The organism is Streptomyces eurythermus (assembly GCF_014649115.1).
In the GTDB taxonomy this organism is placed as follows: Bacteria; Actinomycetota; Actinomycetes; order Streptomycetales; family Streptomycetaceae; genus Streptomyces; species Streptomyces eurythermus.
The window spans coordinates 101154-123973 of the sequence record NZ_BMSK01000024.1 but is presented as its reverse complement, the minus strand read 5'-3'; the positions used below and the strand labels follow the sequence as shown (position 1 = coordinate 123973).

Genomic DNA, 22820 nt, shown 5'->3' with positions numbered 1-22820 from the left:
CGGTACGGCTGCGGGGCGCTGTCGTGGGGGAGGAGGGCGGGGTGCCGGGTTGCGGTGCCGGGAGGGGGACGGCCGCCGATGGGGTCGTCGCCGGTGCCGGGCCCGTAAGGGGGGCGGGGGACCGGGGCGTCGTACGGCTGCGGGGTGCGGGTGGTGAGGAGCCGCCGCGGTACGCGCCCGAGTGGCTGCGGCTGCGGGAGGGCGCCGACGCGGCGGCCCGCGCGCGGGAGTTGCTCGGCCCGCTGCGGATCCGGCCGGCCGGCCGGACCGAAAGCCCTCTGGTCGTGCACGACCTGGGCTGCGGCACCGGCTCGATGGGCCGCTGGCTCGCGCCCCGCCTGCCCGGCGCCCAGCACTGGATCCTGCACGACCGTGACCCCGGCCTGCTGCGCTTCGCCGCCATGGCCGCCCCGCGCGCCGCCGCCGACGGCAGCCCCGTCACCGTGGAGACCCGGCGCGGTGACGTCGCCCGGCTCACCCCCGAGGCGCTCACCGGCGCCTCACTGGTGACCGCGTCCGCGCTGCTGGACGTCCTCACCCGGGCCGAGGTCGAGACCCTCGCGGACGCCTGCGCGGGCGCCGGCTGCCCGGCCCTGCTCACCCTCTCCGTCGCCGGGCGCGTCCAACTCACCCCGGCCGACCCGCTGGACACCGCGATCACCGAGGCGTTCAACGCCCACCAGCGGCGCGCCGGACTGCTCGGCCCGGACGCGGTCACCGTGGCCCGCGAGGCGTTCGCCGAGCGTGGCGCGACCGTCCGCCCGCACCCGAGCCCGTGGCGGCTCGGCCCCGAGGAGGCCGCGCTGACCGAGCAGTGGCTGCGCGGCTGGGTCGGGGCGGCGGTGGAGCAGCGGCCGGAACTGCGCGGCCCCGCCGAGCGCTACCTGACCGCCCGGCTCGCCGCCTGCGCCGCCGGCGCACTGCGCGTCACGGTCCACCACACCGACCTGCTGGCCCTGCCCCGACCGAAGGGCGGCGGCCCCGCATGACCACGAGACCGACGGCACAGGACCTGACGACACCCCGCCCCATGGACACCGGCACGCACCCGCGTACGACCCCGACGGCACCGGGCCTGACGGAGCCCCGCCACCCGCCCACCGGCACGCACGCGCCCAAGACCCAGGTGGCATCGGTTCCTGCGGAGCCCGGCCGCCTGCCCACCGGTGCGTACGCACCCGCGGCGCGGGTGGCAGCAGGCCCGGCGGAGCCCGGCCGCCCGTCCTCCAGTACGTACACGTCCACGGCCGAGGTGGCATCGGTTCCGGCGGAGCCCGGTCACCTGCCCACCGGTACGTACGCACCTGCGACGCGGGTGGCAGCAGGCCCGGCGGAGCCCGGTTGCCTGCCCACCGGTACGTACGCGTCCACGACCCGGACGGCGGCGGACCCGACGACGCCCGGCCGCCCGCCCACCGGCACCTGCGCGCCCACGGCCCCGGCGAGTCCGGTACGTACCCCCGTGTCGCCGGCGGACCCGGGCCCCCCGCCCCCGGAACCGGCCACCTCGGCCCGTCCGCACGGCCGCGTCGGCCTGCGCAGGCGTCTCGGTGTGCTGGTCGGTGCCGGCATGCTCGGTGTTCTGCTGTGGCGGCTCGGCACCGGTCCGCTGCTCGACGGGCTGGGGCGGATCGACGGCCGGACGGTGCTCCTCGCGGTGGGGGTCGGCGTGGTCACCACCGTGTGCAGCGCGTGGCGCTGGCAGTTGGTGGCGGCCGGGCTGGGGCTGCGGCTGCCGCTCGGTCCCGCGGTCGCCGACTACTACCGCGCGCTGTTCCTGAACGCGGTCCTGCCGGGCGGTGTCCTGGGCGATGTGCACCGGGCGGTACGGCACGGGCGCGGCGCCGGTGACGTCCGGCGCGCGGTGACGGCGGTCGTACTGGAGCGGGTCGCCGGCCAGCTGGCGCTGGCCGTGACCGGCGCGGTGCTGCTGGCGACCCTGCCGTCCCCGGTGCGCGCCGGGGTCCGGGCCGGTGCGCCGGTGGCCGGGCTCGCCGCCGCCGGCGTGCTCGCCGTCGTGCTCGCCGTCCGGCTGAACCGCCCGCCGGCCCGCCGGGACGGTGCCCCGCGCCGGCGCCTCGGCGAGGTCCGCCGGGGGCTGGCGTCGCGGCGGGGCGGACCCGGTATCGCGCTGTCCTCCGTGGTCGTACTGGCCGGGCATCTGGCCCTGTTCGCCGTGGCGGCCCGCGTCGCAGGTTCGACCGCCCCGGTGCCGGTGCTGCTGCCGCTCGCCGTGCTGGCCCTGCTGGCCATGGGACTGCCGCTGAACGTCGGCGGTTTCGGCCCCCGCGAGGGCGTCACCGCGTGGGCGTTCGGCGCGGCGGGGCTCGGCGCGGACCGCGGGATGGCGGTCGCCGTCGTCTACGGCGTCCTCGGCCTCGTGGCGAGCCTGCCCGGCGCCGCCGTCCTGCTCCCCCTCCCACGACCACTCCCGTTGCGGCGCCGGCCGGCGACCGTACGCACCAGGGCCACGGCCCCCGACGACTCCCCGACGGCCGGGGCCGCCCCCATGGGTCCCGGCCGCCGGGGCCCCACCGGCTATTCCGCGGCGGTGAGCAGCCCGAAATACGGGCCGAAGGATTCCGCCAGGCTCGCCAGCAGTTTCTTTCCCTTGTCCGCCGAACCCAGGGAAGGACGGCCGATGACACCCGATTCGGTATAGGCGGACATTCCCAGGGTGAGCAGATGACGGCGGTCGTCGGCGGTGAAATCGGCGGACTCGTGGCCAGGACGGACGAATTCGGGGTGAACGTGCAGCAGAATGGACGTCTCGATTTCCCCCGCGTGCATGTCGGTGAGCAGCGAGGTGACCACCCCGGCCCGTTCCCGCGCCGTCTCCCAGTCCTCCGCGGCCGGGAACAGCGCCATCCGCTCGCCCCGCGCGGAGGCCTCCTGGACGACGTTGCCCAGTACGTAGTTGCCGCCGTGCCCGTTGACCACGACCAGCGCGGCCACGCCCGTACGGCGCAGCGACGCCGCGATGTCCGAGACCACCGCGTGCAACGTCACCGCGGAGATGCTGACGGTCCCCGGCCAGGAAGCGTGCTCGTGCGAGCAGGAGACCGTCACCGGGGGAAGGAGGCGCACCGGGCACGCGGCGGCGATCTCCCGCGCCACGGCGCAGGCGACCAGCGTGTCCGTGGCCAGCGGAAGGTACGGACCGTGCTGCTCGAAGCTCCCCACGGGAAGGACGGCGACCCGGGCGTCCCGCGCCCGCGCGTCCTCGGTGGTGTCCGCCGGCAGCACGCCGTGCTCCGCCGCCGGGCCCCGGCCGTTCTCCCGCGCACCCGAACCACTCATCTTTTCACGGCCTTTCGTCTCTGCTGAGGAATCAGATCATGACAGAAAACACCGGCTCCGGCATCGGCGTGCTCGGCAAGAACTCCCCGCTGTTTTCCGGGCGTTCCGGCGTCGAACGCGTAGCGAGCGCGCCGCTGCCCACCGGGTACGGGAAATTCCGGGCCATCGGTTACCTGGACCACGACCGCGGTGACGAACAAGTCGCCCTGGTGTACGGCGAGATCGCCACCGACGACGTACTGACCCGGCTGCACTCGGAGTGCCTGACCGGGGACGCGTTCGGCTCCCGGCACTGCGAGTGCGGCGACCAGCTCGCGGCGGCGCTGCGCGCGGTCGTCGCCGAAGGCAGCGGTGTCGTCGTCTACTTGCGCGGCCACGAGGGCCGCGGCATCGGGCTGCTCGCCAAGCTGCGCGCGATGGCCCTGCAGGCCGAGGGACTGGACACGGTGGAGGCGAACCTCGCGCTGGGCCTGCCGGTCGACGCCCGCGACTACGGCGTGGCCGCCGGCATCCTGCGCGACCTCGGGGTGCGCTCGGTACGGCTGCTGTCTAACAACCCGCGCAAGCGGGAGGCGCTGGTGCGGCACGGCGTCCGGGTGGCCGAGCAGGTGCCGTTGCTGATCGAGCCGTGCGAGAGCAACATCACGTATCTGCGCACCAAGCGGGAGCGGATGGACCACCACCTGCCCCATCTGGACGCCGCCGCCCACGGCTCCTGACGCGGCGACGGCGAGGAGGAGGGAGACAGCGATGAGGCTCCGGGCCCGGGTGGTCGTCGTCGGCGGCGGGGTGATCGGCACGAGCATCGCCTGGCACCTCGCCCGCGCCGGAGTACGGGACATCGTCCTGGTGGAACGGGACGAACTCGCCGCCGGCTCCACCTCCAAGGCGGCCGGCGGGGTGCGCGCGCAGTTCTCCGACGAGCTGAACATCCGGCTCGGCGCGCGCAGCCTGGAGGCGTTCGGCCGCTTCGAGCAGGAGGTCGGGCAGGACATCGGGCTGCACCGGGTCGGCTATCTGTTCCTGCTCTCCACCCCGGAGCAGGTGGCCTCCTTCGAGGCGGGCGTCCGGCTGCAGAACTCCCTCGGGGTGCCCAGCCGCCTGATCACCCCGCGGGAGGCCCGCCGCCTCTCCCCGCTGATCACCACCGACGGCCTGCTGGCAGCCGCGTACTCCCCGGACGACGGCCACTGCACCCCCGAGGCCGTCGTCCACGGCTACGCGCGCGCCGCCCGCGCCCTCGGCGTGCGCGTCCTGCGCCACACCGAGGTCACCGGCATCGACCTGCGCGGCGACACCGTCACCGGGGTCCGCACCACCCTCGGCCCGATCGCCACCGACACGGTGGTCTGCGCGGCCGGCGCCTGGTCGCGGGCGGTCGGCGCGATGGCGGGCGTGGACCTCCCGGTACGGCCGCTGCGCCGGCAGATCGCCGTCACCGGGCCGGTGCCGGGGCCGCCGGCCACGCTGCCCATGACCATCGACTTCACCACCAGCCTCTACTTCCACCGGGAGGGCCCCGGCCTGCTGCTCGGCATGTCCGACCCGGACGAGCGGCCCGGGTTCGCCACCGGCACCCACGACCGCTGGCTCCCCCGGCTCACCGAGGCGATGGCCCGGCGCGCGCCCGCCCTGCTGGACCTGCCCCACACCGGCGGCTGGGCGGGCCTGTACGAGAACACCCCCGACCACAACGCCCTGATCGGCGAGGCCCCGACGGTGTCCAGGTTCCTGTACGCCACCGGTTTCTCCGGTCACGGCTTCCTCCAGGGGCCCGCCGTCGGCGAGGTGGTCCGCGACCTCTACCTCGGGCGCGCCCCCTTCCTGGACGTCGGCCCCCTGAGCGCCGGGCGGTTCGCGGCCGACGCCCCGCGCCCGGAGGCCAACCTGGTGTGACCCCGGGCCGGCGGTCGTCCGGTCGGCGGCGCGTTCAGCCGGTCACCGCCTCGTGCACGAGGCGGCGCAGCTCGGGGAAGATCTTCAGGTTCTTCGGGCGCACCTGGGTGAGGAACTGCACGGTCAGGTCGTGGGAGGGGTCGACCCAGAACGCGGTGCCGGCCACGCCGGTCCAGCCGTAGGTCCCGAGGCGGGACGGGGCCAGGGTGCGGGCGGGGTCGGTGACGACGGAGACGTTGAAGCCGAAGCCGAGCCCGTCCATGCCCGGTTCCCGGTGGACCGGGGCGCCGAAGGAGCGGAGGGTGGCCCCGCCGGGCAACTGGTTGCGGGTCATCAGGGCGTGCGGGTCCGGGGCCAGCAGCCGTACGCCGTCCAGCTCGCCGCCCCGGCGCAGCATCTCCATGAACCGGTGGTAGTCGTGGGCGGAGGAGACCAGGCCGCCGCTGCCCGACAGGAAGCGCGGACGGCCGTGCACCGGCAGCCCCGGCACCGGATCGATCCCGCCCTCGTCGGTCTCGCCGTACAACTCGGCCAGTCGGCCGGCCTGTCCGGGGCCGAGGTGGAAGCCGGTGTCGGTCATGCCGAGCGGGCCCAGGATCCGGTCGGCGAAGAACGCGTCCAGCGGCTGCCCGGAGACCACCTCGATCACCCGGCCGAGCACATTGGAGGCGACCGAGTAGTTCCACTGGGTGCCCGGATCGGACTGCAACGGCAGCCGGGCGTACAGTGCGACGGTCTCCGCGAGGTCCTTGCCCGGCGGCACCGAGTACTCCAGGCCCGCCGCGCGGTAGAGCGCGTCCACGGGGTGGCGGTGGTAGAAGCCGAAGGTCAGGCCCGCGGTGTGGGTGAGCAGATGCCGGATCAGGATGGGGCCGTCGGCCGGGCGGGTGCGTACGTCGTCGCCCGAGCCGCCCGCGTACACCCGGGGCTCGGCGAAGTCGGGCAGATGGCGGTCCAGCGGGTCGTCCAGGGACAGCAGGCCGTCCTGGACCAGCAGCAGCACCGCCACGGCGGTGACCGGCTTGGTCATCGAGTAGATCCGCCACAGCGTGTCCGGCTCCACGGGCCGCCCGGCCGCCACGTCCCGCAGCCCGTACGTGGTCAGGTGGGCGATGCGGCCGCCACGGGCCACCGCCACCAGGAAGCCGGGCAGCCGCCCCTCGTCGACGTACCGGGCGAAGTGCCCGTCCAGCCGGCCGAGGGCCCCGGGGTCCAGTCCCGCCTCCACGGGGTCGACGTCCTGTCGCAGCCGTCCCATCGCTCTCCTCCGGTCGCGTCCGCCCGTCCCGACTCGTCCGTGCCGTCCAATCGTTGCCGTCGCGTCGGTCCCGGCTCGTCCGTTCCGACTCGTCCGTCCCGCCTCTCATCGTCGCTCAGGATCACCGGCCGGGACAGGGGTGTGCGGGGTGGGGGTGCGCGACGCGGCGGCGGCCGGTCCCGGCAGCAGGCGGGCCACGGGCAGGGCGAGGGCGGCCACCGCCGCCAGGGCGAGCAGCGCGGCCCGGGTGCCCGTGCCGAGCAGCGCGGCCGCCGCCGCCACGCCCACGGCGGGGCCGACGTTCAGCGCGGTCTGCTGCACTCCGCCCGCCACCCCGGCCGTCCGCACCTCCGCCGCACGCACGACCACCTGCGTGGCCGCCACCATCACCGTGCCGAAGCCCGCGCCGAGCAGGGCGAAGGCGAGGCCGAGCCCGGCCGGGGCGGTGGTCCGGGACAGCAGCAGGATCCCGAGCGCGAGGGCCGCCGCGGCCGCCGTCGTCACCCGGCGCGCACCCCACCGGCGCAGCGCCGCGGGGCACAGCGCCGCCGACAGCACCATCAGCACCGCCAGCGGCAGACTGCGCAGCGCGCTGTGGAACGCGTCCAGACCGAGCCGGCGCTGGAGCACGTACGTGGCGATGAACAGGGTGCCGAACAGGGACGCGGAGACGGCCACCAGGATGCCGAGCGCGGCCCCGGCCGTTCGCGCGCCGAGCAGCTCAGGCGGCAGCAGCGGGCTCGCCGCGCGCCGCTCGTGCCGGACCAGGACGACGGCCGTCAGCGCGGCCGCGGCGAGCCCCGCGCCGGAGACCGGCCGGGCCGTGACCGCGTACACCAGACAGGCCAACGTCACCGCGAGCAGCGCGGCCCCGGGCAGGTCCAGCGGGGTCCGCGCGGGCGACGAGCGCCGGTCCCGGCGGGCCAGGGCGGGCAGCCCGAAGACGAGCGCGGGCACCACATTGACCAGGAACACCGCCCGCCACCCCAGTCCGGTCACCAGCGCCCCGCCCACCAGGGGCCCCGCGGCCGCCGCCAGCCCGATCGCGGCCGTCCGCACCGCCAGCGGCGACGCCAGCCGGTCCGGCGGATACGCGGCCCGCAGCATGCCCAGCGTGGCCGGCTGCGCCAGCGCCCCGAACACCCCCTGCACCGCCCGCAGTACGATCACCCAGCCCACCCCGGGCGCGACCGCGATGCCCGCCGACGCGGCCCCGAAGCCGAGCATCCCGAGCCCGAAGACGCGCCACTGCCCGTACCGGTCGCCGAGCCGCCCCGCGAACACCAGCAGGCTCGCCACCGCGACGAGATAGGCGGTGCTGGTCCACTGCACCTGCGTGAACGAGGCGCTCAAGTCCCGTTGCAGGCTGGGCTGGGCGACCGTGAGGGCCGTACCGTCCAGCGCGACGACCACCGCGCCCGCGACACTGCTCGCCAGCGCCCAGGGCCGGTTCACCGGCCACCGCCGGGACCCAGATGCGCGACCAGGACCGTCTCCAGCAGGGCGGCCAAGTCCTCCTCGCCGGTGGCGAGTTGCAGGCTCCGCCAGCGCCACAGCTGGGCCAGCCCGTGCAGGTTGGCCCACAGGACACCCGCCACGCGCGGGGCGTCGGCGCCCGGGTCGGCCGCGGCGATCAGGCCGGTGAGCAGCGAGAACAGCGGCAGGCTCGTCTCCCGCAGCCCCAGCCGGCCGCTCTCCAGCAGGTCATGACGGAACATCAGCTCGTACATGCCGGGCTGCTCCAGCGCGAACTCCAAATACGCCCCGGCCAGCGCGGCCACCCGGGCGCGGGCCCCGCCGGTCTCCCGGTCCAGCGCCTGCCGCGCCCGCTCGGCCAGGTCGGCGAAGCCCCGCCGGGCGATGGCGGACAGCAGCTCCAGGTGGGTGGGGAAGTAGCGGCGCGGCGCGCCGTGCGAGACGCCGGTGCGCCGGGCGATCTCCCGCAGGGTCAGCGCCTGGAGGCCCTCGGCGGCCAGCAGTTCCACGCCGGCGTCCACGAGACGGTCGCGCAGGCTGGTGTCGGACTCGGTCATGGGCACTGTCTACCAGCCGCGCGTAGACAGTGTCTACTCACTCGGTGTGACCGGGAATGCGAGGAGCGCCGGGACGGGTTGACCGGGGTATGACTCAAGACCCCACGCAAGAGGCGCTGCTCGGACTGCTCTCCGAAGGCCACGGCGGCGTACTGGTCACCCTCCGGCGCGACGGCCGCCCCCAGCTGTCCAACGTCAGCCACGCCTACTACCCCGACGAGCGGATCATCCGGGTCTCGATCACCGACGACCGGGCCAAGACCCGCAACCTGCGCCGTGACCCACGCGCCTCGTACCACGTCACCAGCGCCGACCGCTGGGCGTACACCGTCGCCGAGGGCACCGCCGAGCTGACCCCGGTCGCCGCCGACCCGGGCGACGACACCGTGGCGGAACTGGAACGGCTCTACCGCGACGTCCTCGGCGAGCACCCGGACTGGGACGACTTCCGGTCCGCCATGGTCCGCGACCGCCGCCTGGTACTGCGGCTGCACGTCGAGCGCGCGTACGGCATCCCGCGCAAGGGCTGACCCGGGCGGGCGACGGGGTACGACGGCCCGGCCGTCCGGCTACGGAGCCTCGGCCGTCCGTGCCTCGATCGCGCGCAGGACGGCCACCATGTCCTCCCCGCCGTGGCCCCGGGCCACCGTCTCCCGGAACAGGGCGTGACACACGTCCAGGAGCGGTGAGGCGAGGCGGGCGTCCCGGGCCGCGTCGGCGATCAGCCGGTTGTTCTTCAGCACGTCCAGCGCCGCCGCCTGCACCGAGAAGTCCCGCTCGCGCAGCTTGGGCGCCTTCATCCGGGACACCGCGCTGGCCATCGGGCCCGCGTCCAGGACCTCCAGGAACAGCCGGCGGTCCAGCCCCTGCCGCTCGGCGAAGTGGAACGCCTCGGCCAGCCCGGTCACCTGGGTGATCAGGAACAGGTTCACCGACAGCTTCATCAGCAGCGCGCCCGGTACCGCGCCGCACCCGAAGGTCTCCCGGCACATCGGCGCGAGCAGCGGCCGTACGGCGGCCACGGCGTCCTCCTCGCCGGCGAGCATCGCGACCAGCCGCCCCTGCTCCGCCGGCACCCGGGACCCGGAGACCGGCGCCTCCGCGTACCGGCCGCCCGCCGCGCGGATGTCCGCCTCCAGCGCGCGGGAGTACTCCGGGGCGGTCGTGCCCATGTGCACGATGACGCGCCCCGCGACGCGCGCGGCCAGCTCCGGTGTGCCCCGGCCGAGGACCGCGTCCACCGCGGCCTCGTCGGCGAGCATCAGCAGCACCACCCCGGCCCGCGCGAACACCTCGGCGGCGTCCGCCGCGACCTCGGCGCCGGCCGCGCGCAGCGGCTCCGCCCGGTGCGGGGTCCGGTTCCAGACCACCAGCGGGGTACCGGCGTGCGCCAGGCGCAGGGCCATGGGCCCGCCCATCACTCCGAGACCGATGAATCCGACGTTCATGACCGGCCGCCCTTCGCGCCGCGCGCGGCTTATGACACTGGTCATAGTAGCGCCGGTTATGACGGCGGTCATAGGCTGGGGACGGAGGAAGCCGAGGGGGGAGGAAACGGAGGCGACGCATGACCGAGGCGCGGCCCGGACCGCGGGAGCGGATGGTCTTCAGCGCGGCCCAGCTCATCCGGCGGCAGGGGGTCGCCGCGACCGGCATGCGCGAGGTCGCCGCGCACGCCGGCGCCCCGCGCGGTTCCCTCCAGCACTACTTCCCGGGCGGCAAGGAACAGTTGGTCAACGAGGCGGTCCAGTGGGCCGGCAGGTACGCGGGCAAGCGGATCGCCCGCTTCCTGGCGGGGCTGGACGAGCCGACGCCGAGCGGACTCTTCGCGGCGATGGCCGCGCAGTGGACCGACGAGTACGCGGCGGACGGCTTCGCGGCGGGCTGCCCGGTCGCCGCCGCCACGGTCGACCGTGCGGCCTCGGCCGACGCGACCCGCCGGGCGGCGGCCGCCGCGTTCACGGCCTGGCGCGCGCCGCTCGCCGCGGCCCTGACCGACCTGGGCGTGCCCGCCGGCCGCGCGGAGTCGCTGGCCACCTTGATGATCAGCACCCTGGAGGGCGCGATCCTCCTGGCCCGCGCCGAACAGGACACCGCCCCCCTCACCACCGCCGTACGAGAACTCGGCCCCCTGCTGGACGCCGCACGCGCCTGACCGGATGCGCCGCCACACGCCTCTGGCCGTGCCGCGGCCGACTGTGCGGGGCTGCGCCTCCTGGCCGACTTCATCGCTCGACGCGCGGCCGTACGTTGTGCCGGGCTCGGTGTTCGGCGCGTCGCCGCACGTTCCTGGCGGGGCCGGCTCGCTGTGCAGGTCTGCGCTCTCGACCGGGCTTGCTGTCCGACACGCGGCCGGAAGTCCTCGACCGGGCCGCTGTTCGGCGTGCCGCTCCTGGCCGGGCTTGCCGCTGGGTGTGCCGCCGCACGCCTTGGTCGAGCCTGTTGTCCAGCGCGGGGCTGTGCCCCTGACCGGGTTCGCCGCTCGGCGCGCGGCCACCCGCCCGTCGGCCGGGCTCGGTGTTCGGGGTGCCGCCGCACGTTCCTGTGGGGCGGCCTTGCTGTGCGGGGCTGCGCTCTCGACCGGGCTTGCTGTCCGACACGCGGCCGGAAGTCCTCGACCGGGCCGCTGTTCGGCGTGCCGCTCCTGGCCGGGCTTGCCGCTCGGTGTGCCGCCGCACGCCTTGGTCGAGCCTGTTGTCCAGCGCGGGGCTGTGCCCCTGACCGGATTCGCCGCTCGGCGCGCGGCCACCCGCCCGTCGGCCGGCCCCGGTGTTCGGGGTGCCGTCGTACGCCCTCATCCGGCCCGTGTTCGGTGTACCGCCGTACGGTCCTGGCTGGGCCTGCCGCTCGATGCGCTGCTCGACGCGTGGCCGTTGTGCCCCCGGCCAGGGCTGCCGTCCGACCCGCCCCCCGGCCCGCCGCCGCACGCCCCCGGCGTCGTGCTCAGGAGCCGCCCGCGCCGGCCGTCTCCTCCTTGACCCACAGTTCCAGCAGGTCCACGAAGTCGGCCGCACGGGGGCGCCAGTGGAGTTCGGACACGGCGGCCTGCCGGCCCTGGTGGGCGGCGCGCAGCCGTAGGCCGTGGTCGGCGGCCAGTCGTCGTATCGCGGTCGCCGCCGCCGGCGGGTCCCGGTAGGGGACCACCAGCCCGCAGCCGTGCCGTTCGACCAGCTCCGCCGCCAGCGGGGTCGGGGTGGTGACCACGGGCACGCCGTGGGCCATGTACTCCACGACCTTGGTGGGCCGCGAGTGCCGGTAGTTGGGCTGGTCGTGCAGCAGGGACAGGCCGGCCAGGGCGCCGGACAGCCGGGCCAGCGCGCGGTCGTTGGGCAGGAAGCCGTACCAGCGCAGCACCCCCTCCCGGTCGGCGGCCGCGAGTGCGTCCCGCACGTCGGGATCCGCCGTGCCGATCGCCTCGACCCGCACGGCCGGGGCCAGCAGCCGCGCCAGGGCGATCAGTTCGAGCGCGCCACGGGCCCGGGACAGCTGGCCCAGGTAGACCACCCGGTCGTCACCCGGCGGCGGGGGAGTGCCGGGCGGCGGGGTGGCGAGGTTGGGGACGACGGGGTGGTGGCGCCGGAACCGGTCCTGGTAGGCGTCCTCGGCGAGCAGCAGCCGCACCCGGCGCTCGGCCAGCCGCTCGGCCGCCCGCACCGCCGCGCGCAGCGGGGGACGCAGCGGCCGGGGCACCCAGCCCTTCATCGCCAGGGCCGCCGCCGTGTCCTCGTGCACGTCCCACACGATGACCGGCACCGCCCCGGCCCGGCGCAGCCGGCGCAGGGTGCCGGGCAGGGCGAGCAGCAGCTCCGGATCGTGCAGCAGTATCACGTCCGCCGCCGGGCCGCGTTCGGCCAGCAGCGCCCGGGCCGAGCGCAGCGCGGCGCCCCGGTCCCGGCCGGCCGCCCGGGGCAGGTCCACGCCCTCGACGTACGGCCGGGGCCGGGCGCCGCGGGCCGCGTAGGGCGCCGCGTACACCACCTCGTGGCCGCGCTCGCGCAGCGCGGCGATCTGCCGGTGCAGTATGCGCGCGTCCTCGGGATGGTGGACGACGGTGACGACGAGTATCCGCATGGCAGTGCCTTCCGACTCCCCGAGAACGCACGGAGTTCGACGACAGGCCCTAGAGCACTTCGACACCGGGCCTGCTGATCCGCCCGCGGGTGTCGAACAGCAGCCGCGCGGTGTCCGCGAGGGCCGGCAGATCGTAGGCGGAGTGGTCCTGGAGCAGGATCGTCAGGTCGTACTCGCGCAGCGCGGCCGTCAGATCGCCCACGCGGGGCACCTCCACCCCGTCCACCGACCACAGCGGCACCTGCGGGTCGTGGAAGGCGACGTCGGCCTGACGTTCCCGCAGCAGCCGGGCCACCGGCTCCGCCGGGGTCTCGCGCAGGTCGGCCACGTCCGGCTTGTAGGTGACGCCGAGCAGCAGCACCCGGGAGCCGTGCAGCGGGCGGCCGGCGGAGTTGAGCAGGTCCTGGGCGCGGCGCACCACGTACTCCGGCATCCGCCGGTTGATCTCCTGGGCCAGCCCGACGAACCGGAAGTCGTACCCCAGTGACGAACGCACCTTGTACGACAGGTAGTTGGGGTCGATCGGGATGCAGTGCCCGCCCACCCCGGGGCTCGGCCGGAAGGCCTGGAAGCCGAAGGGCTTGGTGCCCGCGCAGCGGATCGCGTCCCACACGTCCACGCGCAACTCACGGCTGATGATCGCCAGTTCGTTGACCAGAGCGATGTTCACGTGCCGGTAGGTGTTCTCCAGCAGCTTGGCCATCTCGGCCTCGCGGGTGCCCTTCGCCTGGACCACCATGTTCACGAACTTGGCGTAGAAGGCGACCGCGCGCAGCGCGCACGCCGGGGTGCAGCCGCCGACCACCTTCGGGGTGTCGCGCAGTCCGTGCTGGGTGTTGCCGGGATCGATCCGTTCGGGCGAGAAGGCGAGGGCGAAGTCCTCGCCGGCCCGCAGTCCGGACTCCTCCAGCAGCGGCCGTACGACCTCCTCGGTGGTGCCCGGGTACGTGGTCGACTCCAGCACCACCAGCTGCCCGGGGCGCAGCCGGCCGGCCACCGCGCGGGTGGCCGAGACGACCGCGCCCAGATCGGGCCCGCCGTCCTCGCCGAGCGGGGTCGGCACGCAGATCACCACGGTCTGCGCGCCCGCCAGACAGGCGTCGTCGCGGGTGGCGGTGAAACCGGCCGCCCGCATCCGGCACACCTCGTCGTCGGAGACGTCACCGACGTGCGAGCGGCCGGAGTTGAGCCCGGCGACGACCCGCGGGTCACGGTCCAGGCCCACCACGCGCAGGCCGACCGAGGCCGCCTCGCGGGCCAGCGGCAGTCCGACGTAGCCGAGCCCGATGACGGCGAGTTCCACCTCTCCGTACGGCGGCGGCGCTTCCATGTCCCCGAGCGAGGGGGTCCGTTCGACCTGCATAGGGATTCACCCGGCCTTCGCGGCTGCACTGGTGGGGGGGGGTTCGCGGGGCCTTCAGAGACAGCCCAGCGAGCGATACGCCTCGCGGGTCGTCGCGGCGACCCGGTCCCAGGTGCGTTCCCGCGCGACCCTCGCGCGGGCGGCGGCTCCCCATTCGAGCCGTCGCTTATGACTGTAAAGCACCCTTTCGAGTTCATCCGCCCAAGCCTGTGGCGATTCAGCGGGAATCAGCCGTCCGTTCACCTCGTGTTCGACAAGTTCCCGCAGCGCGGGGAGATCGCTGGCGAGCACGGGAAGCCCGCCCGCCATCGCCTCGACCGGCTTGAGCGGGGTCACCAGACGGCACACCCGGGCATCGGTGCGCGGCACCGCGAACACGTCCAACACCGCGTGGAAGTCCCGGACTTGGCCGTGCGGCACCCGGCCGGTGAACACGGCGGTGCCGTCGTCGGCCAGGCCCAGCCGGGCGGCCAGCCGCTCCAGCCGTGTCCGCTCCGGGCCGTCCCCGACGATCAGCAGCCGCAGCGGCACCCCGCGCCGCCGCAGCAGTACACCCGCATGGAGCAATGTGCCGATCCCCTCGTGCGGGGTGAGGCTGCCGACCGTGCCCACCACGAACGCGTCCGGGGCGATCCCGAGCCGGGCCCGCACCGCGGCCCCGTCCGGCGGCGGCCCCAGGAACACCGCGTCCACGGCGTTCGGCACGAGCAGCACCCGCTCCTCGGGCACCCCGCGCGCCACGATCTCGGCCTTCATCGCCGCCCCCAGCGTCAGCACCAGATCGGCCCGGCGCATGCAGTCCGTCTCCAGCTCCCGCCGCCCCCGGTAGACCGGGTCCGCGGCGGTGCGCGCCGGGTCCTGGCTCAGCCAGGTCTCCTCCAGGAAGCCCCGCACCTCGTAGACCACCGGCAGGCCGTACACCTCGCGCAGGGCCAGGGCCACCCGCCCGTTGCCGTGGTCGGTGGCCGCGTGCAGCACGGCCGGCCGCAGCCGCTCCACCAGCCGCCCCGCCAGCTCGGCGTTGCGGGCCAGCGCCGGGCCCTGCCCGTACGGCAGCCACCAGGGCAGCAGCCGGTGCTGCGGCACCCCGCCCACCAGCTGGAGCGCACCGGCGTCCAGCACCCCCCGCGCCACCGGGAACCCGATCCGGGTCACCACATGCGGATCGAGCCCGGCGGCCCGCTGCGCCTCGGCGAGCTTCTGGGTGCGCACGGTGTAGCCGGCGTGGGCGTACGGCAGCGAGTTGGTCACCAGATGCAGCACCCGGCCGGGCACCGGCCGCACCGGCCGCCCGGCGGGCGCGCTCACCCGAACGGCGGACGGCAGCGCGCCCGGTCCGGCCGGCCGGGCCCGGCCGCCCAGCCACCGCTCCACCGGCCGCACCCGGCGCCGCAGCCGCGCCGGCAGCAGCCGCAGCCCCAGCAGCGCGGCCCGCGCGGGGTCCTGGCGCAACTCGCCCCAGGCCACGGATGCGGCCAGACTGACAGCGCGGGGGACACGACGGGACATGCCGCCACGGTAGGCCGACGCGGCGCGCGGCGCCTCGGACGCGACCACGCGCCGGCGCCGGCCAGGGCACGACACTCCCCTCGTCTCCCCGTGTGCTGCCCCTTGTTCGACCGCCCGCGGAAGGCGAGGACATGAACGGCGTCATGAACGGCCCAGTACTCCATGTGGTCGGTACCCGGCCCAACTTCGTGAAGGCGGCCCCGGTCGTCGCCGCGCTCCGGTCGGCCGGCTGCGACCAGACCCTGGTGCACACCGGACAGCACTACGACGCCCGGATGTCGGAGGTGTTCTTCCGGCAACTGGGACTGCCCCGGCCGGACACCGACCTCGGCGTGGGCTCCGGCAGCCACGCCGGGCAGACCGCCGACCTGCTGGTGGCGCTGGAGGCCGAGCTGACCGCCCGCGCCCCGGCCCTCGTCGTGGTCTACGGCGACGTCAACTCCACGCTGGCCGCCGCCCTGGCCGCCGCCAAGCTGGGTGTGCCGGTCGCCCATGTCGAGGCCGGGCTGCGCAGCTTCGACATGGCGATGCCGGAGGAGGTCAACCGGCGCCTGGTCGACCAGCTCGCCGGGCTGCTGTTCGCCACCAGCCCGGAGGCCGTCGGCCACCTCGCCCGCGAGGGCGCCGACCCGGCCCGGGTGCACTTCGTCGGCAACCCGATGATCGACACCCTGCTCACCCACCTGGACCTGTTCGACCCGGCCGCCGCCCGCGCCGCGCACCACCTGCCCGAGCGCTACGGCGTCGTCACCCTGCACCGCCCCGCCAACGTCGACGACCCCGCAGCCGCCCGCGCCGCCGCCGGCGCGCTCACCGAGGCGGCCCGCCACCTCGACCTCGCCGTCCCGCTGCACCCGCGCGGCCGGGACGCGCTGCGCGCCGCCGGTCTGGACGGCGCGCCCGGCGTGCACCTCCTCGAACCCCTCGGCTACGTCGAGTTCATGAGCCTGGTGCGCGGCGCCGCCGCCGTGATCACCGACTCCGGTGGGGTGCAGGAGGAGACCACCGTGCTCGGCGTGCCCTGTCTGACGCTGCGCACCACCACCGAACGCCCCGTCACCGTCACCCACGGCACCAACCGCCTCGTCGGTTCCGGCGAACTGGTCCCCGCCCTGTGCAAGGCACTCGACGGCGCCCCGGCCGCGCCCGCGGAGGGACCGCCGCTGTGGGACGGCAAGGCCGGCCCCCGGATAGCCCGCCTGATCACCCAGTGGCTGGAGCACCATGACTGACGCCGCCCTCGACCCCGACGCCCCCCTCGACCACTGGGACGCCCGCCACCGCGACCGGGACGAACTGGCCGCCGGCGGCCACCCGGACCTGGACCGGCCCGGCAACGAACTGTTCTACGCCCTCCGGCTCGGCACCCTGCTCACCCTCGTCGGCGACCTGCACTCCCCGGCCGCCCCGCTGTTCGTGCTCGACGCCGGCTGCGGCACCGGGTACTTCGCCCGCGCCCTGGACCGCTGCGGCCACCGCGTGGACGCCATCGACGCCAGCCAGGAGGCGATCGACCGGGCCCGCGCCGCGGGCGACGGCCCCCGCTACGCCCGGGCCCGGCTCGACGAGTGGCGCAGCCCGTGGCCGTACGACATCGTGCTCTGCGTCGACGTGCTGTTCCACCTGCCGGACGACACCGAGTGGGCGGCGGCCCTGCGCAACCTGGCCTCCCTGGTGCGCCTCACCGGCCGGCTGATCGTCACCGACGCGGACACGCCCGTACCCCGCGCCCGCGACGGCCGGATCCGGCACCGGCCCACCGACGGCTACCGCGCCGCCCTCGAACCCCTCGGCCTGCGCCACACCGAGTTCCGGCCCTACGGCTTCCGCGAGACCGAGACCGGCTTCCACGTCTTCACGAGGATCCGCTGATGCGCCTGACCGATCTGCTCCACCCGCACCTGGACGGCGTCACCACGGTCGTCGACGCCACCGGCCGGGGCCTCGGCCTCGCCCCCTACCTCCACCTGCCCGACGGCGTCACCCTGCGCCGCGACGACGGACGGCGCGCCCTTCGCGAGGGCGACCTGGTGCTCCTGTCGTACGGGCCCGACCCCACCGTGCACGGCACCGAGGAGGCCCTGCTCGCCGCACTGCGCCGCCTGCGGCCCGGCGCCCGCGGCCTGCTGCTGTTCGGCCACCCCGGACCCGAACCCCCCTACCACCGGCTGCTGGACGACCTGGTGGCCCAGCGCTGCCAGGTGCTGCGCGCCGCCCCGCTCGACTACGTCCACCTGCATGCCGGCGCGGTGTTCGCCCGCCTCGCGGCCGACGAACTCCTGCCCCCGCACGACTGGTTCGGCCGCCCGGTGCCCTCCGCCGGCTTCGCCACCACCCTGCGGACGGCCGACGAGTACGTCCTCGCCGACCTCGCCGCCCGCACCCTGCGCGCCCGCCACCAGGACCTGGAACGCCGGGCCGAGGAGGCCGAACGCGCCCGGGACGCCGTCCGCGAGGACGGGCTCGCCGACCGGCTGGCCGCCACCGTACGGGAGAAGGAGCAGCTGGCCTCCGCCCTGCGCCAGGCCCGCGACCGGGTCCAGGTGCTCCAGGCCCGGGTGCACATGCTGGAGGGCTCCACCTCCCTGAAGGTGGGCCGGGCCCTGGTGTCGGCGGCCCGCGCGCCCCGGCGCGAGATGCCCGGACTGCCCCGCGAGCTGTACGGGCTGTGGCGGACGCGCTCCGCGCGCAAGGCCGCGCCCGCCGCCCGGCCCGCCGCCGCCCGCACCGCGCCGGCCGCCGCCGACGACCGCCTCCACCTCGTCCACCGGGCGTTCGCCGCCACCCCCCGCGACCGGCTGGTGATCACCGGAGTGCTCACCGACGAGACCGCCGAGGACTTCGCGGCGGACGCCGTGGTCAACCGGCCGCTCCCGCACGACGGCCCCCCGCTCGTCCGGCGCACCGACCCCGACGCGGTCGTGGTCCAGCTCAGCGCCTGCACCGGACACGGCCCCTGGGCACTCACCGGCACCGGCACGGCCCCCGACCTCGACCGGCGACTGGCCGTGCTGCTCACCGAGGCACGCGCCCTGGGCCGGCCGGCCGTGCTGTGGCGGGACGCCCCGGCGTCCGCCGCGCCCGGCCTCGCCCAGCTGGCCTGGGACGCCGTGCTGGACGCCGACACCGGGGTACGGCTGTCCCGGCTGGACGCGGGCGCGGACGCCCGCGAGCGGCTGCGGGAGGCGTTCCTGTGGGACAGCACCCGGGTCCGGCTGGCCGAGCTGGCCCGGCTGGTCGGCGCGCCCGACCCGCTGACCGGACGCCGGGTCGCGGTCCTCGCCGCCCCCCGCGACCGGCACGAGGTGGCCCGGCTCGTCGCCCAGGTGCTGGGCCAGCAGCACCGCCCCGCCGAGGTGGTCGTGCCCGACCCGGCCGGCCTGGAAGAACTCGACGCCGCGGGCGTGGAAGTGCGCACCGGGCCGCCCACCGCGGCCTGGGTCGCCGACTGGACCGACCTCACCGGGGACCGCCCGGACACCCTGCTGCTGGACCTGATGTGCGCCCAGGAGTACTCGGGCGCCGACGCGCTCGGCCACGCGGCGGGCGGCGCCGACTACACCTTCGTCCCCGAGCTGCGCCGGCCGCTGCTGGTCCGCCGGTCCCTGCACCTCTCGGGCGCCCCGCCCGCGAGCTGGTGCGGCCGGGGCCACCGACTGTTCGCCGTGCGCGGGAAGGAACCGTCATGAGCCGAGTGATCCGGGCCCTGGTCTACGGCGACGTGGACCTCAACCTCATCGACGGCTCCGCCGTCTGGGCCCAGTCGACCGTGCAGGCGCTGTCCCTGGCCGGGTGCGAGACCCGGCTGGTGCTCAAGTCGCCGGTGCACACCGGCCGGCTGACCGATCCGCTGGCCGCCCTGCCCGGGGTCAGCGTGATCAGGCCCGCCGAGGAGCGCCTCGTCCCCGGACAGGCCGGCCGGCCGCTGTCCCCGGTGCAGGCCTCGCGGCTGCTCACCCGGCTCGACCGGGACGAGCCCTGCGACCTGATCGTGCTGCGCGGACGCCGCATCGTCGGCCAGGTCGTCGCCGACGGCCACTTCGGCGGGCGGATCTGGGCCTACCTCACCGACATCCCGCAGTCCGCCGCCGCGATGACCGAGCGGGCCCGCACCGAACTCGGCCGCATCGCCGCCGCCTCCCGGCTGCTCCTGTGCCAGACCGAGGAACTGCGCTGCTTCCTGGAGACCTGGGTGCCCCAGGCCTGCGGCCGCAGCGTGCTCTGCCCGCCCGCCGTGCCGGAACCCGGCTTCCCGGTGCCGGACCACGAGCGGCCCCACGATCCGCTGCGGCTCGTCTACACCGGCAAGTTCGCCCCGCTGTGGAACACCCTGCCCATGACCCGGCTGCCCGCCCTGCTGGCCGAGCGGGGCATCCGGGCCGAACTCCACACCGTCGGCGACAAGATCCACGAGGACCCCGGCCACCCCGAGTTCCACGAGGCCATGTACCGGGCCCTGCACGGCTCGGCCCCCGGCGTCCGGCACCACGGCGGCCGGCCCCGCGAGGAGGCCATGCGCATCGCCGCCGGCTGCGACCTCGGCCTCGGCTGGCGCGACCCCCGGCTCGACGCCAGCCTCGAACTGTCCACGAAGGTACTGGAGTTCGGTGCCCTCGGCCTGCCCGTCGTGCTCAACCGCACGCCCGCGCACGAGACCCTGCTGGGCCCCGACTACCCCCTCTACGTCCCCGGCCGGGCCGAGCCCGAGGACGCCGCCGAGGCCGTGGCCCGCGCCGCCCGCGACCCCGAGGCCCGCCGGCTCGCGGCCGGCCGCTGCCGTGCCGCCGCGAGCCGGTACACCCTGACGGCCGCCGCCGGACGCTGGCGCGCCCACCTCGACCGGGTCTTCCCGCCCGCGCCCCCCGCCGTCGCCCACCGCTCCCGCCCGCTGCGGGTCGGCGTCGCCGGCCACGACCTGAAGTTCCTCACCCGGCTGCTGGACCACTTCCGCGCCCTGCCCGGACTCGACGTCCGCGTGGACGCCTGGCCCGCGCTGGCCCGGCACGACCAGGCCGCCAGCCGCGACCTCGCCGACTGGGCCGATGTGGTGGTGGTCGAGTGGTGCGGCCCGGCGGCCGTCTGGTACAGCCGCCACAAACGGCGCGGCAGCCGGCTGGTGATCCGCCTGCACCGCTTCGAACTCGACGCCGAATGGCCGCACCAGGTCGACATCGACGCCGTCGACCGGGTCGTCTGCGTCAGCCCCTACTACGCCCGCCGCACCCTGGAACTGACCGGCTGGCCCGCGGAGAAGGTCGTCACCGTGCCCAACTGGGTGGACGCCGAGCAGCTCGACCGGCCCAAGGCGCCCGGCGCCCGGTTCCGGCTCGGCATGATCGGCATCGCGCCCAGCCGCAAACGCCTCGACCTCGGCCTGGACGTGCTGGAACTGCTGCGGGCCGAGGACCGGCGCTGGCGGCTGTCGGTCAAGTCCAAGCCGCCGTGGGAGTACTGGTGGATCTGGAACAAGCCGGAGGAACGCGCGCACTACGAGGCGATCCTGCGCCGCGTCCAGACCTCCCCGCTGCTCGAAGGGGCCGTCGTCTTCGACGACTTCGGCGCCGATGTGCCCACCTGGCTGCGCCGCGTCGGGCATGTGCTGTCCACCAGCGACGACGAGTCCTTCCACCTCGCCCCGGCCGAGGGCATGGCCTCCGGCGCCGTGCCCGCGCTGCTGCCGTGGCCCGGCGCCGACGAGATCTACGACCGGCGGTGGATCCACGCCGGTCCGCGGGCGATGGCCGAGGCGATCGCCGGGCTCGGCGCCGACGGGGAGACCTGGCGGGCGGCCGGCGAGACGGCCCGCTCCCAGGTGCGCCGCGCCTACGCGCTGGACCGGGTGGCGGCGGCCTGGACGGACCTGCTGGTCACCGGCCGGATCACGGGCGGCTGACCGCGCGGACGACCCTCACTGGCGGCTGACCGTGCGGGTGACACCGGCGATCACGGTCGTCGCCAGGATCCACCCGGTGAGCACCAGGACGTAGGCCAGCACCTGGTACCCGCCGCGCGGCGCGAACGCGGAGTCCTGACCGAAGGAGATCACCGGCAGCAGCAGGTCGAGCGTGTAGAACACCGGGTGGAACGGCGGCGCCTCGCCCGCCTTCAGCGGACGCGGAGGGTGCAGCGCGAAGGCGAGCGAGCCGAGCGCGAGCAGCGACAGCAGCCAGCCGGCGGCGCGCAGCGGACGGAAGCCGTAGCCGACGGTGACGTCCTGGACCAGGCCCCACAGCCGCCCGTACCAGGGCAGCGTGTGCCGGTGCCGGCGCTGCTTGGCGAGCTGCACCAGCCGGGCCGCGTGATCGTCGCCGACCCGCCGGTAGGCGGCCGTCAACTGCTCGTAGGTGTGCGGGACATACCCGTCGCGCTCACGCCGGAGCATCGGCAGCCGCCGCTCGGCCGGCTCGTGCGGGACGAGCGAGGTGTACGTCAGGTCGCCGAGCAGTACGGTCTCCGGCACCGACTCCGGTTCCAGCAGCAGGACGTCGAGCTGGGCGCGGCGCAGATTCAGGGCGCCCTCCATGGGCGGGGCCTTGCGCAGCCACAGCTCCCCGATGGTGGAGCTGCCGGCCCGCAGCGCCGTACCGTCGGGATGCGCGAGCCGGGTGTACGACAGGTCGAGCCGGCCCGCGATCCGGGCGCCGCGCAGGCCCGTCCAGCCGTGCACCTCGGCGCCCCGGACCAGCATGTCCCCTTCGACGGTGAGCGTCTCCGCGTCGAGCGCGGCATGCCCGGGGTTGCCGAGCCGGGCCTCGTTGAGGTTCAACGACCCGGCGACACTCGCGCCGTTGAGGCGTATCTGACCCTGGGTGCGCAGTCCCGGCGCCCACAGGTCGGCGCCGAGCACCGCCTGGTTGAGCTGGAGCACCGGCTCCTCGGCGCCGGGCGCGGTCACCTCGGCGCCCTCCAGGTACAGGCTGCCGGTGATCCGGGCGCCGCCGAGGCGGACCGTGCCGCGGCAGCGGGCGCGGGTCAGCCGCACCACCCCGTCCACGTGCACGGCGTGGGCGACCAGGCCGGGCAGCACGGACTCGCTGAGGTTCAGCTCCCGCAGCCGGGCGGCGTAGCAGCGCGGGGCCTCCTCGAAGTGGCAGTGGCGCAGCCGCACCGGGTGGTCGATCGTCGCGTACTGCAGATCGAGCCGCCCGGTGATCCGGGCGCCCGCCACGCTCAGCGACGGTATCTCCCCGTCCCGGCGCTCCCCGTCGAGCAGCAGTGCCCGCAACACCCCGGCGCGCACGGTCCGTTCGGGCCCCCAACCGGCCGCGTCGGCGGGATCCTCGTCGGCGGTCTCCCGGAAGTCCACGAACTCCCCGCGCGGGAACGCCCGCCACACCCGCTCCTCGGCCGCCGTCAGATTGTCGATCTCCACCAGCCGGACTGTGACCCG

The 22820-nt window shown here is 75.7% G+C and carries 18 protein-coding genes and 1 pseudogene; 10 read left to right on the top strand and 9 right to left on the bottom strand.

Going from position 1 to position 22820, the window contains the following annotated elements; genetic code table 11:
• Positions 1-23 precede the first annotated feature (23 nt).
• Positions 24-989, top strand: a complete 966-nt coding sequence (locus IE251_RS34820) for a methyltransferase domain-containing protein (protein WP_373302090.1) — start codon at positions 24-26, stop codon at positions 987-989.
• Positions 986-2335 (top strand): annotated as a pseudogene (locus tag IE251_RS41950) (lysylphosphatidylglycerol synthase transmembrane domain-containing protein); the annotation flags it as partial. The gene IE251_RS34820 and the pseudogene IE251_RS41950, both read left to right, overlap by 4 nt.
• A 203-nt stretch (positions 2336-2538) precedes the next feature.
• Here the strand turns inward: IE251_RS41950 and IE251_RS34810 are convergent.
• On the bottom strand, positions 2539-3300 hold the full coding sequence (locus IE251_RS34810; protein WP_189756940.1) for a creatininase family protein: 762 nt from the start codon (positions 3298-3300) through the stop codon (positions 2539-2541).
• A 38-nt stretch (positions 3301-3338) separates the two neighbouring features.
• Here IE251_RS34810 and ribA point away from each other — a divergent pair, with 38 nt between their 5' ends.
• On the top strand, positions 3339-4019 hold the full coding sequence (ribA, locus tag IE251_RS34805; RefSeq protein WP_189756939.1) for a GTP cyclohydrolase II: 681 nt from the start codon (positions 3339-3341) through the stop codon (positions 4017-4019).
• Positions 4020-4050: 31 nt separating this feature from the next.
• Complete coding sequence (locus tag IE251_RS34800) at positions 4051-5196, top strand: NAD(P)/FAD-dependent oxidoreductase (protein ID WP_189756938.1); 1146 nt, start codon at positions 4051-4053, stop codon at positions 5194-5196.
• A 34-nt stretch (positions 5197-5230) separates the two neighbouring features.
• On the opposite strand, the gene IE251_RS34795 is transcribed toward IE251_RS34800, so the two are convergent.
• The 3 genes from IE251_RS34795 to IE251_RS34785 all read right to left on the bottom strand — a co-directional run bounded on the left by IE251_RS34795 (position 5231) and on the right by IE251_RS34785 (position 8487).
• The gene (locus IE251_RS34795; protein ID WP_189756937.1) at positions 5231-6454 is read right to left on the bottom strand and encodes a serine hydrolase domain-containing protein; all 1224 of its coding nucleotides are present in this window, start codon (positions 6452-6454) and stop codon (positions 5231-5233) included.
• Positions 6455-6559: 105 nt separating this feature from the next.
• Complete coding sequence (locus tag IE251_RS34790; RefSeq protein WP_189756936.1) at positions 6560-7909, bottom strand: MFS transporter; 1350 nt, start codon at positions 7907-7909, stop codon at positions 6560-6562.
• Positions 7906-8487 carry a TetR/AcrR family transcriptional regulator gene (locus tag IE251_RS34785; RefSeq protein ID WP_189756935.1) on the bottom strand — a complete coding sequence of 194 codons (582 nt, stop codon included), beginning with the start codon at positions 8485-8487 and terminating at the stop codon, positions 7906-7908. Before IE251_RS34785 ends, IE251_RS34790 begins: the two co-directional genes overlap by 4 nt.
• A gap of 89 nt (positions 8488-8576) precedes the next feature.
• Here IE251_RS34785 and IE251_RS34780 point away from each other — a divergent pair, with 89 nt between their 5' ends.
• On the top strand, positions 8577-9017 hold the full coding sequence (locus IE251_RS34780; RefSeq protein ID WP_189756934.1) for a PPOX class F420-dependent oxidoreductase: 441 nt from the start codon (positions 8577-8579) through the stop codon (positions 9015-9017).
• Between the two features lie 39 nt (positions 9018-9056).
• On the opposite strand, the gene IE251_RS34775 is transcribed toward IE251_RS34780, so the two are convergent.
• Entirely contained in the window at positions 9057-9935 is an 879-nt protein-coding gene (locus IE251_RS34775; RefSeq protein WP_189756933.1) for an NAD(P)-dependent oxidoreductase, read from the bottom strand.
• 119 nt (positions 9936-10054) lie between these two features.
• Between IE251_RS34775 and IE251_RS34770 the strand changes: the two genes are divergently transcribed.
• Entirely contained in the window at positions 10055-10642 is a 588-nt protein-coding gene (locus tag IE251_RS34770) for a TetR/AcrR family transcriptional regulator (protein WP_189756932.1), read from the top strand.
• A gap of 788 nt (positions 10643-11430) precedes the next feature.
• Here IE251_RS34770 and IE251_RS34765 read toward each other — a convergent pair.
• The 3 genes from IE251_RS34765 to IE251_RS34755 all read right to left on the bottom strand — a co-directional run bounded on the left by IE251_RS34765 (position 11431) and on the right by IE251_RS34755 (position 15430).
• Positions 11431-12558, bottom strand: coding sequence for a glycosyltransferase (locus IE251_RS34765; RefSeq protein WP_189756931.1), 1128 nt, complete (start codon positions 12556-12558; stop codon positions 11431-11433).
• 49 nt (positions 12559-12607) lie between these two features.
• Complete coding sequence (locus IE251_RS34760; protein ID WP_189756945.1) at positions 12608-13888, bottom strand: nucleotide sugar dehydrogenase; 1281 nt, start codon at positions 13886-13888, stop codon at positions 12608-12610.
• An 87-nt stretch (positions 13889-13975) separates the two neighbouring features.
• Positions 13976-15430 (bottom strand): glycosyltransferase family 4 protein, encoded by a 1455-nt coding sequence (locus tag IE251_RS34755; RefSeq protein WP_189756930.1) that lies wholly within the window; start codon positions 15428-15430, stop codon positions 13976-13978.
• 143 nt (positions 15431-15573) lie between these two features.
• On the opposite strand from IE251_RS34755, the gene wecB reads away from it, so the two are divergent.
• Genes wecB through IE251_RS34735 form a run of 4 tightly spaced genes read left to right on the top strand, consistent with a single transcriptional unit; the run spans position 15574 to position 21323 of the window.
• Positions 15574-16662 carry a non-hydrolyzing UDP-N-acetylglucosamine 2-epimerase gene (gene wecB / locus IE251_RS34750; protein ID WP_189756929.1) on the top strand — a complete coding sequence of 363 codons (1089 nt, stop codon included), beginning with the start codon at positions 15574-15576 and terminating at the stop codon, positions 16660-16662.
• A complete protein-coding gene (locus IE251_RS34745) occupies positions 16655-17302 on the top strand; it encodes a class I SAM-dependent methyltransferase (RefSeq protein ID WP_189756928.1) in 648 nt (215 codons plus the stop codon). Before wecB ends, IE251_RS34745 begins: the two co-directional genes overlap by 8 nt.
• Positions 17302-19119 (top strand): hypothetical protein, encoded by a 1818-nt coding sequence (locus IE251_RS34740; protein ID WP_189756927.1) that lies wholly within the window; start codon positions 17302-17304, stop codon positions 19117-19119. Before IE251_RS34745 ends, IE251_RS34740 begins: the two co-directional genes overlap by 1 nt.
• The gene (locus IE251_RS34735) at positions 19116-21323 is read left to right on the top strand and encodes a glycosyltransferase (RefSeq protein WP_189756926.1); all 2208 of its coding nucleotides are present in this window, start codon (positions 19116-19118) and stop codon (positions 21321-21323) included. The genes IE251_RS34740 and IE251_RS34735 overlap by 4 nt, the downstream gene beginning before the upstream one ends.
• Positions 21324-21338: 15 nt before the next feature.
• Here IE251_RS34735 and IE251_RS34730 read toward each other — a convergent pair whose 3' ends face one another.
• Entirely contained in the window at positions 21339-22802 is a 1464-nt protein-coding gene (locus IE251_RS34730) for a membrane-associated oxidoreductase (protein ID WP_189756925.1), read from the bottom strand.
• Positions 22803-22820 lie beyond the last annotated feature (18 nt).

Bases quoted from the DNA above. Each gene is read 5' to 3' on its own strand.
- IE251_RS34810 (WP_189756940.1), bottom strand. From the start codon at position 3,300: ATGAGTGGTTCGGGTGCGCGGGAGAACGGCCGGGGCCCGGCGGCGGAG.
- ribA (WP_189756939.1), top strand. From the start codon at position 3,339: ATGACAGAAAACACCGGCTCCGGCATCGGCGTGCTCGGCAAGAACTCC.
- IE251_RS34800 (WP_189756938.1), top strand. From the start codon at position 4,051: ATGAGGCTCCGGGCCCGGGTGGTCGTCGTCGGCGGCGGGGTGATCGGC.
- IE251_RS34795 (WP_189756937.1), bottom strand. From the start codon at position 6,454: ATGGGACGGCTGCGACAGGACGTCGACCCCGTGGAGGCGGGACTGGAC.
- IE251_RS34785 (WP_189756935.1), bottom strand. From the start codon at position 8,487: ATGACCGAGTCCGACACCAGCCTGCGCGACCGTCTCGTGGACGCCGGC.
- IE251_RS34780 (WP_189756934.1), top strand. From the start codon at position 8,577: ATGACTCAAGACCCCACGCAAGAGGCGCTGCTCGGACTGCTCTCCGAA.
- IE251_RS34775 (WP_189756933.1), bottom strand. From the start codon at position 9,935: ATGAACGTCGGATTCATCGGTCTCGGAGTGATGGGCGGGCCCATGGCC.
- IE251_RS34770 (WP_189756932.1), top strand. From the start codon at position 10,055: ATGACCGAGGCGCGGCCCGGACCGCGGGAGCGGATGGTCTTCAGCGCG.
- IE251_RS34765 (WP_189756931.1), bottom strand. From the start codon at position 12,558: ATGCGGATACTCGTCGTCACCGTCGTCCACCATCCCGAGGACGCGCGC.
- IE251_RS34760 (WP_189756945.1), bottom strand. From the start codon at position 13,888: ATGGAAGCGCCGCCGCCGTACGGAGAGGTGGAACTCGCCGTCATCGGG.
- IE251_RS34755 (WP_189756930.1), bottom strand. From the start codon at position 15,430: ATGTCCCGTCGTGTCCCCCGCGCTGTCAGTCTGGCCGCATCCGTGGCC.
- wecB (WP_189756929.1), top strand. From the start codon at position 15,574: ATGAACGGCCCAGTACTCCATGTGGTCGGTACCCGGCCCAACTTCGTG.
- IE251_RS34745 (WP_189756928.1), top strand. From the start codon at position 16,655: ATGACTGACGCCGCCCTCGACCCCGACGCCCCCCTCGACCACTGGGAC.
- IE251_RS34740 (WP_189756927.1), top strand. From the start codon at position 17,302: ATGCGCCTGACCGATCTGCTCCACCCGCACCTGGACGGCGTCACCACG.
- IE251_RS34735 (WP_189756926.1), top strand. From the start codon at position 19,116: ATGAGCCGAGTGATCCGGGCCCTGGTCTACGGCGACGTGGACCTCAAC.